This is a genomic window from Microbacterium sp. PI-SA-G (assembly GCF_057215335.1).
Map to the genome: position 1 here is coordinate 353,592 of NZ_CM170103.1, position 14,064 is coordinate 367,655.

The window sequence follows — 14,064 nt, forward strand, 5'->3', positions numbered from 1 at the left end:
CACTTTCCACAGAGTGGACTCGCGATCCGGTCACCCGCTCCCCGCACCATAGAAGGATGGCACTCCGTTCCGTCTTCCTTCCCGTCGCTGCCACGAGCAGGCGCGACCTCGTCGAGCGCCTGGTGCAGCTGCTCGTGGGGCTGTTCCTGTACGGCGTCGCCCTCGGACTCATGGTGCGCGGAGGAATCGGCGTGGCCCCGTGGGACGTGCTGGCCCTCGGCGTGGCCGGACAGTCCGGCATCGGCTACGGCACCGTGACCGTCCTGGTGTCGATCGTCGTTCTACTGCTCTGGATCCCGCTGCGTCAGCGCGTGGGCGTCGGGACGCTGCTGAACGCCCTTCTGGTCGGCCCGAGCGCTGACATCGCGCTGGCCGTGATCCCGGTGCCGACCTCGATCTGGTTCGGCGCACCGATGTTCGTCCTCGGCCTGGTGCTCCTCGCGTTCGCGACCGGGCTCTACATCGCGGCCGCCTTCGGTCCGGGTCCCCGCGACGGACTGATGACGGGCCTGGTGCGCATCACCGGATGGCGCGTCTGGATCGTCCGCACGCTCATCGAGGGCAGCGTGCTGCTCGTCGGCTTCCTGCTCGGTGGACCGGTCGGTGTGGGCACCGTGCTCTTCGCGCTGGGAGTCGGCCCTCTGATCGGCTGGTTCCTACCGAGCATCACCCGGCGCCGCGAGCAGCGCTCACGCCGACTCGCTCCGGCGGTTGCGGCGGTCTGAGACGCCGCCGACGAACGTGCTCGCGCACGAGAAAGGCCCCGGGATCGCTCCCGGGGCCTTTCTCATGCATGACCTCGTGGTCAGTCGGCGCTCGCGATGGCGAGGACGGCGTTGTGCCCTCCGAAGCCGAACGAGTTGCTGATCGCGATCTGCGGACCGTCGCCGAGCGGCATCGGCTCGCCCGACAGACGGAACGGCACCGCGGGGTCGGGTTCGGTCATGTTGATCGTCGGCGGGGCGACCCGATCGCGCAGCGCGAGGAGTGTGAAGATCGCCTCGATGGCTCCCGTGCCCCCGAGGAGGTGGCCGGTCGACGCCTTGGTGGCAGACACCGGGATCTCGGAGAGTCGGTCGCCGAACACGCGCTGCAGCGCGACGTACTCGTTCGGGTCGCCGACGGGGGTGGACGTCGCATGCGCATTGATGTGCGTGACCTGGTCGGCCGTGACGCCGGCTTCCTCCAGGGCATGCGTGACCGCGCGGGCGGCACCGGTGCCCTCGGGGTCGTTGCCGGTGATGTGGTAGGCATCGGCGGTCACGCCGCCACCCAGCACATAGCCGTAGATCTTGGCGCCGCGCGCCTTCGCGTGCTCTTCGGTCTCGAGGATGAGGGCGGCTGCGCCTTCACCCATGACGAAGCCGTCACGGTCGATCGCGCCGGGACGCGAGGCGTGGGCGGGGTCGTCGTTCCGGCGTGAGAGCGCCTGGGCCGAGGCGAACGACGCCATCGTGATGGGGTGGATGGCGGATTCCGTACCACCGGCGATCACGACGTCCGCGAGACCGTCCTGCAGGTGATGGAAGGCGTGGATGATCGACTCGGTGCTCGATGCGCAGGCGCTGACCACGGTCTGCGCATAGGCACGGGCGTGGAACTGGAGCGACAGGTTGCCGGCTGCGGCGTTCGGCATGAGCATCGGCACGGTCAGCGGCATCACGCGCCGCGGGCCCTTCTCGCGCAGGGTGTCCCAGGCGTCGAGCAGAGTCCAGAGACCGCCGATGCCGGTGGCGAAGTCGACGCCGAGGCGTTCCGGAGCCACATCGGGGGATCCGGCATCGGCCCAGGCCTCGCGCGCGGCGATCAGGGCGAACTGCGAGGACGGATCGAGACGCTTCGCCTCGTGGCGGGGCAGGACCTCTTCGGGTCGCACCATCGCCTCGGCCGCGAACGTGACGGGAAGCTCGTACTGCTTCACCCAGTCGTGCTCGAGCGTGCGAGTGCCGGACATGCCTGCGAGCAGGTTGGTCCAGTTCTCCGGAGCGGTGCCGCCGATGGCGGACGTGGCGCCGATGCCGGTGACGACGATGCGCTTGGTCATGTGTGGTTCCTTGTCGGACGGGGTGCAGCGTGGTTCGGGCAGAGCGGAGGATGCCACGCCCCGCGATCGCGGGGGTGGCATCCTGCCGGGATTACTCCTGGCCCGCGACGATGAAGTTGACGGCGTCGCCGACAGTCTTGAGGTTCTTGACCTCGTCGTCGGGGATGGTGACGCCGAACTTCTCCTCGGCGTTGACGACGATGGTCATCATCGAGATGGAGTCGATGTCGAGGTCGTCGGTGAACGACTTCTCGAGGGCGACCTCGGAAGCGTTGATGCCGGTCTCGTCGGTGATCAGCTCTGCGAGGCCTGCGAGGACCTCATCGTTGGTGAAAGCCATGTGGTCTTCCTCTTTCTAACGGGTTGTTTTCGGAACCGTGGAACAGTCTAGGGAAAGTCAGCGCATTCTCAGGGGAGGACGACGACCTGAGCGGCGAACACGAGGCCGGCACCGAAGCCGATCTGCAGCGCGAGACCGCCCGAGAGCTCGGGGTGCTCGGCCATCAGGCGGTGGCTGGCGAGGGGAATCGAGGCGGCGGACGTGTTGCCGGTGGTCTCGATGTCACGCGCGATCACTGTCGTCTCCGGCAGCTTCAGCTGCTTGGCGAACTCGTCGATGATGCGCATGTTCGCCTGATGCGGGATGAACGCGGCGATGTCGGACGGCTCGACGCCCGCGCGGTCGAGAGCCTCGCGAGCGACCTTGGCCATCTCCCAGACAGCCCAGCGGAAGACGGTCTGACCCTCCTGGCGGAGCGTGGGCCACGGCACCTCGCCGTCGCGGAACTCGGTGAGTGTGCCGTTCATGCCGACTGCTTCTGCCTTCGACCCGTCGGATCCCCATACGGCTGGGGAAATGCCCGGCGTGTCGCTCGGCCCGATCACGGCCGCACCGGCGCCGTCACCGAGCAGGAATGAGATGCTGCGGTCGGCCGGATCGACGATGTCGGAGAGCTTTTCGGCGCCGATCACCAGCGCGTAGCGGGCCGCACCTGCACGGATCAGCGCATCGGCCTGAGCGACCGCATACGAATAGCCGGCGCACGCGGCGTTGATGTCGTAGGCCGCAGCGGGGTTGGCCCCCACGCGGTCCGCGACGATCGCCGACACCGAGGGGGACTGCTTGGGGTTGCTGATCGTCGCGACGATCACGAGGTCCACCTGGTCGGCGGGGATGCCCGACTTCTCGATGGCCTCGGCGCCCGCCGCGGCGGCCAGGTCGATCGCGCTCGTGCCCTTGTCGGCGCGCACGCGGGTGATGATGCCCGTGCGCTGACGGATCCACTCGTCGCTGGAGTCGATCGGCCCGATCAGGTCGTCGTTGGGCACGGCGTTCTCACCACGGGCGGCGCCGTAGGAGTAGATGCGCGTGTAGGCAGGGCCCGTGACCTGGGTCAGGGTGGCGCTCATGCGGCTTCTCCGTTCAGCAGCGCGACGGCTGCATCGAGATCTTCTGGTGTCTTCACGGCGACCGTCGGTACTCCGCGCAGCCCGCGCTTGGCGAGGCCGGTGAGGGCGCCCGCGGGCGCGAGCTCGATGAGCCCGGTGATGCCGTGCTCGGCGAACGAGGCCATACAGCGATCCCAGCGGACCGGCGAGGAGACCTGGTCGACGAGGTAGGTGAGCGCCTGCGCGCCGTCGGAGACCACCGAGCCGTCTCGGTTGGTCCACAGGGTGATCTGCGGGTCGCTGGGGGTGACCGTCGCGACGGCGGTCTTCAGCGCGTCGACGGCTGAGGCCATGTACGAGGTGTGGAAGGCGCCCGCGACCTGCAGCGGGACGACGCGGGTGCCTTTGAGCGGCTCCTCGGCGAATGCGGCCAGGGCGGGGAGGGCACCGGCCACGACCAGCTGACCTCCGCCGTTGTAGTTGGCGGGAGACAGTCCGAGCTCAGACAGGCGCGCGATGATCGCATCCTCGTCGCCGCCCAGCACAGCGCTCATACCCGTGGGCGTGTGCGCGGCCGCGTCGGCCATCGCACGACCGCGGATTCCCACCAGCCGCATTCCGGTCTCGGCGTCGATGACACCGCTGCGCACCAGCGCGGCGATCTCGCCCACCGAGTGCCCGGCGATGCCGTCGGCCGAACGTCCGGCGCGCGCCTCGAGGGCGTCGGCGGCGATCAGCGATGCGGCGACGATGAGCGGCTGCGCGATGCGCGTGTCGCGGATCGTGTCGGCGTCCGACACCGTGCCGTGCTCGCGCAGATCGACCTCGGCGGCGTCGGAGTACGCGGCGAGGCGTTCAGCCACACCGTCGAGCTCCAGCCACGGGGAGAGGAAACCAGGGGTCTGCGAGCCCTGACCAGGGCAGACGACGACAATCACCAGACCAGTCTGTCAACGAATGCCTCAGAATGGTGGATGATCCATCACAAGATTGCAGGAAAGCCTTGTGAGTGGCGCACAGGGGCGCCGACGCGTCAGCGCGGGGGACGACGCAGGTTCGTGCGTCGGCGTGCCTGCTCGGTGACGCCGATGCTGCCGAGGATCAGCGCGGTCTGCAGGATCAGAGCCTCGCGGGGGCCCGTGGCATCCCAGCCGATGACCTCGCTGACCCGCTTCAGCCGGTACCGCACCGTGTTCGGGTGCACGAAGAGTTCGCGTGCTGTGGCTTCAAGCGAGCGACCGTTGTCGAGGTAACTCCACAGTGTCGTCACCAGATCCGTCGAATGCGCCTGGAGAGGGCGGAAGATGCGCTCGATGAGTGTCTGCTTGGCGAGCGGATCGCCGGCGAGGGCGCGCTCGGGCAGCAGATCGTCGGCCTCGACGGGACGCGGCGCGCTGCGCCAGGCGCGGGCGACCGCGAACCCGGCGAGGGCGGCGCGGGCGCTCTGGCTCGCATCGACCAGTGCGACGACGGCCGGTCCCAAGACCACATAGCCCGGTCCGAATGACGGCTCGAGGCGCGCGGCGATCTCCTGGAATCCCAGCTCGTCCTCGACCTCTTCGTCGTCCTGGCCCGCCACCCGCGCGCGTCCGAGCACGAGCACCAGCCGAGAGCCCTGCACGCCGATGAGCACGTCGACGGCGAGCTTGCGGGCGGTGCGGCGCACGAGGTCGACGTCGAACTGCGGGGGAGTCGTACCCACCAGCACCGCGACCTCGCCGTGTCCGTGCCAGCCCAGCGCTGCGATTCGGCTCGGCAGCTCTTCGTCGGCTTCACCGGTCAGGATCGAGTCGACGACGAGCGCCTCGAGACGGGCGTCCCAGAGACCGCGAGCCTCAGCGGCGCGTGCGTACACGTCGGCGGCCGCGAAGGCCACGTCGCGCGAGTACAGCAGGATCGCCTCACGGAGATCGTTGCCCTTGCCGGCGACGCGCTCCTCGGTGACCTCCACGGTCACGCGGATCAGCTGCAGTGTCTGCTGCAGGCTTACACTGCGCAGCAGCTCCCGCGGAGCCGCGGCGAAGATGTCGGCAGCGATCCAGGGAGTCGAGGTCGGATCCTCGTACCACTGAATAAAGGAGGTGATGCCGGCCTGCGCCACCAGCCCGACCGCGGAGCGGCGGGCTGGTGGCATGTCGGCGTACCACGGGAGCGTGTCTTCCAGACGTTTGATCGTCACCGAGGCGATGTCACCGGAGATCCGGCGCAGCCAGGTGAGGGTCGCGGTCTTGTCCGTGCCGCTGGAAGACGAAGCTGTCACCGAGGGCTCAGCTTTCGCCGCCCGCGTTTCCGCTGGTCCCGGCGTTCACATCGTGCAGACGGTACTTCTGGATCGCCTGCGCCGCGAGCGAGCGGTCGACGACGCCGTCCTCGGCGAGTGACTGCAGCGTGCGGACGACGACCGAGGGGCCGTCGATCTTGAAGAAACGACGAGCTGCGGCACGCGTGTCGGAGAAGCCGAAGCCGTCCGCGCCGAGCGTGGCGAAGCGCTGAGGCACCCACGGGCGGATCTGGTCCTGCACGGCGTGCATGAAGTCGCTCACGGCCACGACGGGACCTTCTGCGCCCTGCAGCTTCTGGGTGAGGTAGGCCGTGTGCGGCTCCTCCTCCGGGTACAGGAAGTTGTGCTCGTCGGCGGCGAGGCCGTCGCGGCGCAGTTCGGTCCACGAGGTGACCGACCAGACATCGGCGATCACACCCCAGTCGTTCTTCAGCAGCTGCTGCGCCTCGAGGGCCCACGGCACTCCGACGCCCGACGCGAAGAGCTGGGCACGCGGCCCGTCACCCTCGCCGACCGAGATGCGGTGGATGCCGCGGACGATGCCGTCGACGTCGACATCTTCCGGCTCCTTCGGCTGCACGAGCGGCTCGTTGTAGACGGTGATGTAGTACATCACGTTCGGGTCCTCGTGGTTCCCGCCGTACATGCGCTCGAGACCGGTGCGCATGATGTGCGCGATCTCGTAGCCGTACGCCGGGTCGTACGAGACCGTCGCCGGGTTCGTCGAGGCCAGCAGGTGCGAGTGACCGTCGGCGTGCTGCAGCCCCTCACCCGTCAGCGTCGTGCGGCCGGCGGTGGCACCGATGATGAAACCGCGCGCCATCTGGTCGCCCGCGGCCCACTGGGCGTCACCCGTGCGCTGGAAGCCGAACATCGAGTAGAAGAGGTAGATCGGGATCAGCGGCTCACCGTGCGTGGCGTACGACGTGCCCGTCGCGGTGAACGCCGCGAGGGCGCCCGCCTCGTTGATGCCGACGTGCATGATCTGACCCTGCGGGCTCTCCTTGTAGGCGAGCAGCAGCTCCCGGTCGACCGACGTGTAGTGCTGGCCGTTCGGGTTGTAGATCTTCGCCGTCGGGAAGTAAGCGTCCATGCCGAAGGTGCGCGCCTCGTCCGGAATGATCGGCACGATGCGGTGACCGAAGTCCTTCGAGCGGAGCAGATCCTTCAGCAGACGGACGAACGCCATCGTCGTGGCGATCTCCTGCGTGCCGGAGCCCTTCTTGGGCAGGGCGTACGCCGTGTCATCCGGCAGCGAGAGTCCGACGTGGGTCGAACGGCGCTCGGGAAGGAAGCCGCCGAGGGCCTGACGGCGCTCGAGCATGTACTGGATCGTCTCGTCCTGGGGTCCCGGGTTGTAGTACGGGGGCAGGTACGGGTTCTCCTCGAGCTGGGAGTCCGTGATCGGGATGTGCATCGCGTCGCGGAACGTCTTGAGGTTGTCCAGCGTCATCTTCTTCATCTGGTGGGTCGCGTTGCGGCCCTCGAACTGCGGACCCAGGCCGTAGCCCTTGACGGTCTTGGCGAGGATGACGGTGGGCTTGCCCTTGTGCTCGGTCGCGGCCTTGAACGCGGCATAGACCTTGCGGTAATCGTGGCCACCGCGCTTGAGGTTCCAGATGTCGTCGTCGGAGTAGTCCTTGACCAGCGCTGCGGCGCGCTCGTCGCGGCCGAAGAAGTGCTCGCGGATGTAGGCGCCAGACTCGGCCTTATAGGTCTGGTAGTCGCCGTCGGGGGTGACGTTCATGAGGTTCAGCAGTGCGCCCTCGGTGTCGCGGGCGAGCAGGTCGTCCCACTCGCGGCCCCAGACGACCTTGATGACGTTCCAACCTGCGCCGCGGAAGAACGACTCGAGCTCCTGGACGATCTTGCCGTTTCCGCGGACGGGACCGTCGAGGCGCTGTAGGTTGCAGTTGACGATGAAGGTCAGGTTGTCGAGGCCTTCGTTCGCGGCAACCTGCAGCTGACCGCGGCTCTCGACCTCGTCCATCTCGCCGTCGCCGAGGAAAGCCCAGACGTGTGAGGCGGAGGTGTCCTTGATGCCGCGGTTCTCGATGTACTTGTTCGCCATCGCCTGGTAGATCGCGTTGATCGGGCCGAGACCCATCGACACGGTCGGGAACTGCCAGTACTCCGGCATCAGACGCGGGTGCGGGTACGAGGGGATGCCGTTCGGGGCGTGCGACTTCTCCTGGCGGAAGCCGTCGAGCTGGTCCTCGGTCAGGCGTCCTTCGAGGTAGGAACGGGCGTAGGTGCCGGGGGAGGCGTGACCCTGGATGAAGATCTGGTCGGCCCCGCCGGGGTTGTCCGCGCCCTTGAAGAAGTGGTTGAAGCCGACCTCATAGAGAGCTGCCGACGACGCGTAGGTCGAGATGTGACCGCCGACGCCGATGCCGGGGCGCTGCGCACGGTGCACCGTGATGGCCGCGTTCCAGCGGATCCACGCACGATACCGGCGCTCGACCTCTTCGTCGCCGGGGAACTCGGGCTCGTTCTCGGAAGCGATCGTGTTGATGTAGTCCGTGGTGGGGACCATCGGTACTCCGAGGTGCAGTTCCTTCGAGCGCTTGAGAAGGCTGAGCATGATCTCGCGGCCACGGCCGTGACCCTTGGCATCGACCAGCTCGTCGAGCGACTGCTGCCACTCGCCGGTCTCTTCCGGATCGCTGTCGAGGGGGCCCTGGGAGTACGGATCCTGATCGTGAACGGTCACGGGTGGAGCCTTTCGTCAAGCTGGCAGGTCATGCCAAGGAAACGGGAAGCGACACGGGCAGCCTTGTCGGCTGTGCACAACGCGCGCCGGGTTCAGCCTATCCCTGTTCGACGACGGCGTCGCGCATCGGTCGGTGGATAGACTGAGTGCACCAGGGCCTTTAGCTCAGCTGGTAGAGCGCCACGTTTACACCGTGGATGTCGTCGGTTCGATCCCGGCAGGGCCCACATCAGGGACGACGTCTCGGTCTCCGTCTGCACGAACCACATACAATCCATTCGTGCGAATGAGTGCTGATTGCTGTGCATTCATGGCAGCTGCTTGTCATCACAGGTACGATTGCTAGAGCGTCGAGCAATCCATGAGGCATCGGTTCTGATCAGGAGCCGGTGTGCGGGCTGTCAGCCTCGGCGCGCAGCCTTCATCACGAGGCGACGAAAGGGTACGGGGTCGCGCGATCGATTCCCGTGCGGAAACTGGGAAGCCGCGCGCAGCGCAGGTCAGGGATGGGATCCGATCTGCGGGCAGCACCCTGAGCGAAGTTGGTAACGAGTGCATGACGACGTCGAGCGTTCCCTCAGGGCGCAGATGCTGCGCGAAGCAGCGGCAGAATTCCGACGCGCCGCTGAGACGGAGAGCGATCCTCAACTGAGCATCCTCGCCGCGTGCATGCTGGAACAGCGCGCTGAGCGTATCGCCGACGGCGAGGACGACCACTCCGACGTGCCGGTCGACATCGGCGTGAAGCCGGAGGCGTCGGAATCGACCGCGCACGATTCCGATCCGTCCGCGGCGGAACCCGAGTCCCGCGCCGGCTGACTTGGCTCGGGGCCTCGCTTCTTCTCCATCAGCACTGCGAGACTGGGCCCATGGAGATCATCGAGAACTCGAAGCTCACGGTCGTCGGTGCAGGAAGTGTCGGCTCCAGCGTCGCCTACGCAGCGTTGATCCGCGGATCCGCTCGCCACGTCGCCCTCTACGACATCGCCACCGAGAAGGTGGAGGCCGAGGTGCTCGACCTCGCTCACGGGACACAGTTCACCGGCTCCAGCGACATCATCGGCGGAAGCGACATCTCGGTCGTCGCCGGGTCGCACGTCGTCGTGATCACGGCGGGTGCCAAGCAGCGCCCCGGGCAGACGCGCATCGAACTCGCCGAGGTCAACGCCGGCATCATCCGCAGCATGATGCCGCAGCTGTTGGACGTCGCCCCGAACGCGGTCTATGTCATCGTGACGAACCCCTGCGACGTGCTCACGGTCATCGCGCAGCAGGAGACCGGGCTTCCGGTCGAGCGCATCTTCGCCTCCGGCACCGTGCTCGACACCTCGCGCCTGCGCTGGAAGCTGGGGGAGCGGGCCGGAGTGTCGACCGCCAGCGTGCACGCCCACATCGTCGGAGAGCACGGCGACACCGAGTTCCCGCTGTGGTCGCGAGCGACGATCGGCACGGTCCCGATCCTGGAGTGGGAGGCACCCGGGCACCCGCGGATCACAAGAGAAGAACTCGACGAGATCGCGATCGATGTGCGCGACGCCGCCTACAAGGTGATCCAGGGCAAGGGCGCCACGAACTACGCGATCGGCCTGTCGAGCGCGCGCATCGTCGAGGCCATCCTCAGTGACGAGCATGCCGTGATGCCGGTGAGCACGGTGCTGCACGACTTCCACGGCATCGACGGGGTCGCGCTTTCGGTGCCGTCCATCGTCAGCGCCCGGGGAGCGGTTCCGATCCGCAACACCGCGTTCTCCGACGAGGAGCTTGCGCTGCTGCGTCGGTCAGCGGACGCGCTGACCGACGCCGCCGCATCGCTTCGCTGAGCAACGCGGTCGCAGCGCCTACCGGCCGTGCGGGTCGGTGCGGTTGAGCGTCGCGACAACCTGGTCGTAGTCACCGCGTGCCTCGCCGTAGCGGAGGAACTTGACGCGCTCGACCTGGATCTCCGTCGCGTTCGGCTGCGACTCGAGCAGCGCCATCACCTCATCGACGAAATCGCTGAGCGGCATCGCCGCGTCGTTGCTCGCGTGACCGGGCATGAGGTCCGTCTGCACCGCTGGCGGCTCCAGCTCCAGTACCTGCACCGAGGTGTCGGCGAGCTGCAGGCGCAGGGACTCGCTGAGCATGTGGACGGCGGCCTTGCTGGCGTTGTAGCTGGGCGTCACCTTCAACGGCGCGAAGGCGAGCCCCGACGACACGGTCATGATCGTGGAGTCGGGGGTGGCGCGCAGGTGCTCGATGAACGCGGCGATCAGTCGGATCGGGCCGAGCACGTTCGTGGTGATCGTGTGCTCCGCACTCTCGAGGAAGCCGTCTGGACGCGTCCAGTCCTCAGCGCGCATCATGCCGGCCATGGCGATCACGACGTTCAGCCGGGGATGATCGGCCAACACCTGATCGGCGGCGCTTCGGATGCTGTCCGGATCAGTGGTGTCGATCTGCACGGTGTACAGCGCCGGGTCGGACGCCGCGATCTCGTGCAGCAGCTCGCGGCGTCGGCCGCCCACGATGACCGTGTTGCCGGACTCGCGCAGTCGGCGGGCCAGAGCGAGCCCGATGCCGCTGGTCGCTCCGGGAATGAAGATGGTGTTTCCGCTGATGTTCATGCCTCCACCCTGCGACACTCGTCGGCGGCTCTCCAGGGACACCTCATCCAGGGACGCGCACTCCCTGGATCGCTCGCACGGAACAGGCGATACTTCAGGAGTGGATCGAGATGCGCTGGCCGAGTTCCTGCTGCGACGCCGTGAGGCGCTGACGCCTGCGGATGTCGGGCTGAGTGCGGGCTCGCGCCGCCGCACGATCGGCCTGCGCCGTGAAGAGGTCGCTCAGCTCGCGGCGATGTCGACCGACTACTACACGCGGCTGGAGCAGCGCCGCGGGCCACAGCCGAGCGTGCAGATCCTCTCCTCGCTGGCGCGGGCTCTGCGGCTCTCGTCGGATGAGCGTGACTACCTGCATCGCGTCTGCGGCTACGCGGCTCCCGACCGCTCCGTGTTCACCGACTACGTGCGCCCCGGCATGCAGCGGGTGCTCGACCGATTGCATGACACGCCGGCGTTCGTCGTGTCCGCGCTCGACGAAGTGCTCGTGCAGAACGATGCGGCGCGGGCGCTCCTCGGAGACGCCAGCCACCTGACAGGCCTCGATCGCAGCGGGATCTACCGCTGGTTCGCGCGACCCGACACCGAGCGCGCGCGTTACCCCGAGGCCGATCACGCGCGGCAGAGCCGCGCCATGGTCGCCGCCCTGCGTGCCGCCCACGGCGCCTGGGGCGCGCGTTCGCGTGCCGGCGAGATCGTGGCCGAGCTCACCGCCCTCAGCGCGGAGTTCGGCGAACTCTGGAAGATCCACGAGGTGCAGCGACGTTTCGAGCACCACAAGGTGCTGATCCATCCGGAGCTCGGCGAGATCGAGGTCGACTGTCAGGCGATGTTCACCGAGGATGAGTCACAGGCGCTCGTGGTGCTCACGGCGGCTCCCGGGAGCGAGGCCGAGAGCAAGCTCGAACTCCTGCGCGTGATCGGCACCCAGACCGTCTGAGCCTGCGCTCAGGACTCCTCGTGCGTGGCGGGATCCGCGTCGAACAGCCGTCCGTCGGCGCGACCGAGCGCCGTGATCGCGGCGACCTCCGCGTCATCCAGCACGATCTCGGCCGCGGCCAGATTGCTGGTCTGATGCGCGAGCGACGAGGCCTTGGGGATCGAGACGGTGCCGCGGGCGACATGCCAGGCGAGCACGGTCTGGGCCGTGCTGATGCCGTGGGCGTCGGCGACCTCGCCGATCACGGTTTCCTCGAGCAGCTCCTTGGCTCGGCCGAGCGGGCTCCACGCCTCGGTGAGGATGCCGTGTTCGCGGTGGTACGCGAGCTGCTCCTCCTGCGGGAAGTAGGGGTGCATCTCGATCTGATTGACGACGGGACGGACTCCGGTCTCGCGCTCGATGCGCTCCAGATGCTCTGGAAGGAAGTTCGACACGCCGATCTGACGCACGACGCCCCGCTGCTGAGCGTCGACGAGAGCCGCCCATGCCTGCACGTACTCGTCCTGGCTGGGGTTGGGCCAGTGGATCAGGTGCAGGTCGGTGATGTCGAGTCCAAGGCGCGAACGGCTCTCCTCGATGCTGGTGCGTGCCTTCTCGGCGGCGTGGTGACGGCCGGGGAGCTTCGTCGTCACGATGATCTCAGCGCGGTCGACGTCGGCTGCGGCGACACCGCGTCCGACGGAGCCCTCGTTCTCGTAATTGAACGCCGAATCGACCAGGCGGTATCCCGCGTCGATCGCGCCGGCGACGGCATCCGCACCGGCGTCTCCGTTGAGAGCGTAGGTGCCCAGGCCGATGGCCGGGAGCGTGAAGCCGTTGTGAGCGGTGAACTGGGGGACGACGGGCTGAGCGGTCACGTGTTCTCCTTGTCGACGAGGGCTCCAGCGTACGCTGGAGGGGTGACGAGGTCCGAGGGGGTTGCGGCAGATGTCGCCGGCATGCGAGATGCAGATCGGTGCCCCTGCGGCTCGGGTGACGTCTTCGGCGGATGCTGCGCGCCACTGCTGCGCGGAGCGGCGGCGCCGACCGCCGAACGCCTCATGCGCTCCCGCTACACCGCGTTCGCCATCGGCCACGCTCCCTACCTTCTGGCCACCTGGCACTCCTCATCGCGTCCGGAGCAGCTCGAGGTCGACGCCGATCTCGAGTGGCGACGACTGGTGATCCTCGACAGGGACGCCGGGGGACCGTTCGACACCCGGGGGATCGTGGAGTTCGAAGCGTTCTGGCGTCAGGGAGACGAACGCGGTTCGCTGCACGAGCGCAGCCGGTTCGTGCGCGAAGACCGTCGATGGTTCTACGTCGACGGCGAGATCCCGTGAGGGTCGGTGTGCAGCGCAGACGGTAGATTGGGACGGTGAACTCCAGCCCCGAGAACCAGCGCTTCCTGCTCGACATCGCCGACCTCGATCGACGCATCGCGCAGGCGGAGCGCGCGCGCACCCAGCCCTCGCAGGCCGCGCGCATCTCCGAGCTGGTGGCCATCCGTCAGTCGCAGCTGCGCGAGTTGACCGTGCTCGCGGGCACCCGTGACGACGTGCGCACCGAGCTCACGCGGCTCGAGTCCGACGTCACGCTCGTCGAGCAGCGCCGGTCACGCGATGCCGAGCGTCTCGCGCTGGCCACGAACGCCAAGGATGCGCAGGCCCTCGAGCACGAACTGGCCAGTCTCGCCCGCCGCCAGAGCAACCTGGAAGACACGCAGCTCGAGCTCATGGGCCGCATGGAGGAGGCGGACTCCGCCGTCGCCGCGCAGCAGGCGCTGATCGACACCACGACCGCTGAGGGATCGGCGCTGACCGCTCAGGCCAAGGCCGACGTCGCAGCAGCGAGCGAGCTCGGCACGCAGCTGGCGCGCGACCGCGCGGCCATCGCGGCCCGGATTCCCGAAGACCTTCTCGCCGAGTACGCCCGCCGTGCTGCGAACAGCCCGGGCGCTGCTCTGCTGACGCGCGGCACCTGCGAAGGCTGCCGGATCGAGCTTCCGCGCACCGACCTGAGTCAGATCCGCAACGCACCCGATGACGCCGTGATGTTCTGCCCCGAGTGCGGGTGCATCCTGGTACGCACCGACGAGTCCGGCCTGGCGTGACCGGA

General features: G+C 68.0%; 14 protein-coding genes and 1 tRNA gene. 7 read left to right on the top strand and 8 right to left on the bottom strand.

Annotated features, from left to right (window positions below):
- The first annotated feature begins 56 nt into the window (after positions 1–56).
- A complete protein-coding gene (gene yczE, locus AC2D10_RS01845) occupies positions 57–725 on the top strand; it encodes a membrane protein YczE (RefSeq protein WP_484710107.1) in 669 nt (222 codons plus the stop codon).
- A gap of 80 nt (positions 726–805) precedes the next feature.
- Here yczE and AC2D10_RS01850 read toward each other — a convergent pair whose 3' ends face one another.
- The 6 genes from AC2D10_RS01850 to aceE all read right to left on the bottom strand — a co-directional run bounded on the left by AC2D10_RS01850 (position 806) and on the right by aceE (position 8,427).
- The gene (locus AC2D10_RS01850; protein WP_484710109.1) at positions 806–2,044 is read right to left on the bottom strand and encodes a beta-ketoacyl-[acyl-carrier-protein] synthase family protein; all 1,239 of its coding nucleotides are present in this window, start codon (positions 2,042–2,044) and stop codon (positions 806–808) included.
- A gap of 91 nt (positions 2,045–2,135) precedes the next feature.
- On the bottom strand, positions 2,136–2,384 hold the full coding sequence (locus AC2D10_RS01855) for an acyl carrier protein (protein WP_017202249.1): 249 nt from the start codon (positions 2,382–2,384) through the stop codon (positions 2,136–2,138).
- 68 nt (positions 2,385–2,452) lie between these two features.
- Positions 2,453–3,454, bottom strand: coding sequence for a beta-ketoacyl-ACP synthase III (locus tag AC2D10_RS01860; protein WP_484710112.1), 1,002 nt, complete (start codon positions 3,452–3,454; stop codon positions 2,453–2,455).
- On the bottom strand, positions 3,451–4,371 hold the full coding sequence (locus AC2D10_RS01865) for an ACP S-malonyltransferase (protein ID WP_484710113.1): 921 nt from the start codon (positions 4,369–4,371) through the stop codon (positions 3,451–3,453). The genes AC2D10_RS01860 and AC2D10_RS01865 overlap by 4 nt, the downstream gene beginning before the upstream one ends.
- A gap of 95 nt (positions 4,372–4,466) precedes the next feature.
- Positions 4,467–5,693 (bottom strand): PucR family transcriptional regulator, encoded by a 1,227-nt coding sequence (locus tag AC2D10_RS01870; RefSeq protein WP_484710115.1) that lies wholly within the window; start codon positions 5,691–5,693, stop codon positions 4,467–4,469.
- Between the two features lie 7 nt (positions 5,694–5,700).
- On the bottom strand, positions 5,701–8,427 hold the full coding sequence (gene aceE / locus AC2D10_RS01875) for a pyruvate dehydrogenase (acetyl-transferring), homodimeric type (RefSeq protein ID WP_484710116.1): 2,727 nt from the start codon (positions 8,425–8,427) through the stop codon (positions 5,701–5,703).
- A gap of 154 nt (positions 8,428–8,581) precedes the next feature.
- On the opposite strand from aceE, the gene AC2D10_RS01880 reads away from it, so the two are divergent.
- The 3 genes from AC2D10_RS01880 to AC2D10_RS01890 all read left to right on the top strand — a co-directional run bounded on the left by AC2D10_RS01880 (position 8,582) and on the right by AC2D10_RS01890 (position 10,247).
- A tRNA-Val gene (locus tag AC2D10_RS01880) sits at positions 8,582–8,654 on the top strand.
- A gap of 442 nt (positions 8,655–9,096) precedes the next feature.
- A complete protein-coding gene (locus tag AC2D10_RS01885; RefSeq protein WP_484710118.1) occupies positions 9,097–9,246 on the top strand; it encodes a hypothetical protein in 150 nt (49 codons plus the stop codon).
- 50 nt (positions 9,247–9,296) lie between these two features.
- Positions 9,297–10,247: an L-lactate dehydrogenase gene (locus AC2D10_RS01890; protein WP_484710120.1), complete on the top strand. Its 951-nt coding sequence runs from the start codon at positions 9,297–9,299 to the stop codon at positions 10,245–10,247.
- 18 nt (positions 10,248–10,265) lie between these two features.
- On the opposite strand, the gene AC2D10_RS01895 is transcribed toward AC2D10_RS01890, so the two are convergent.
- On the bottom strand, positions 10,266–11,030 hold the full coding sequence (locus AC2D10_RS01895) for an SDR family oxidoreductase (RefSeq protein ID WP_484710121.1): 765 nt from the start codon (positions 11,028–11,030) through the stop codon (positions 10,266–10,268).
- Between the two features lie 100 nt (positions 11,031–11,130).
- Here AC2D10_RS01895 and AC2D10_RS01900 point away from each other — a divergent pair, with 100 nt between their 5' ends.
- Complete coding sequence (locus AC2D10_RS01900) at positions 11,131–11,967, top strand: helix-turn-helix transcriptional regulator (protein WP_484710123.1); 837 nt, start codon at positions 11,131–11,133, stop codon at positions 11,965–11,967.
- Between the two features lie 8 nt (positions 11,968–11,975).
- Here AC2D10_RS01900 and AC2D10_RS01905 read toward each other — a convergent pair whose 3' ends face one another.
- Positions 11,976–12,824: an aldo/keto reductase gene (locus tag AC2D10_RS01905; RefSeq protein WP_484710124.1), complete on the bottom strand. Its 849-nt coding sequence runs from the start codon at positions 12,822–12,824 to the stop codon at positions 11,976–11,978.
- An 81-nt stretch (positions 12,825–12,905) separates the two neighbouring features.
- Here AC2D10_RS01905 and AC2D10_RS01910 point away from each other — a divergent pair, with 81 nt between their 5' ends.
- The gene (locus tag AC2D10_RS01910; RefSeq protein ID WP_484711784.1) at positions 12,906–13,289 is read left to right on the top strand and encodes a YchJ family protein; all 384 of its coding nucleotides are present in this window, start codon (positions 12,906–12,908) and stop codon (positions 13,287–13,289) included.
- A 35-nt stretch (positions 13,290–13,324) separates the two neighbouring features.
- Positions 13,325–14,059, top strand: a complete 735-nt coding sequence (locus AC2D10_RS01915) for a zinc ribbon domain-containing protein (protein WP_484710126.1) — start codon at positions 13,325–13,327, stop codon at positions 14,057–14,059.
- Positions 14,060–14,064: the final 5 nt, after the last annotated feature.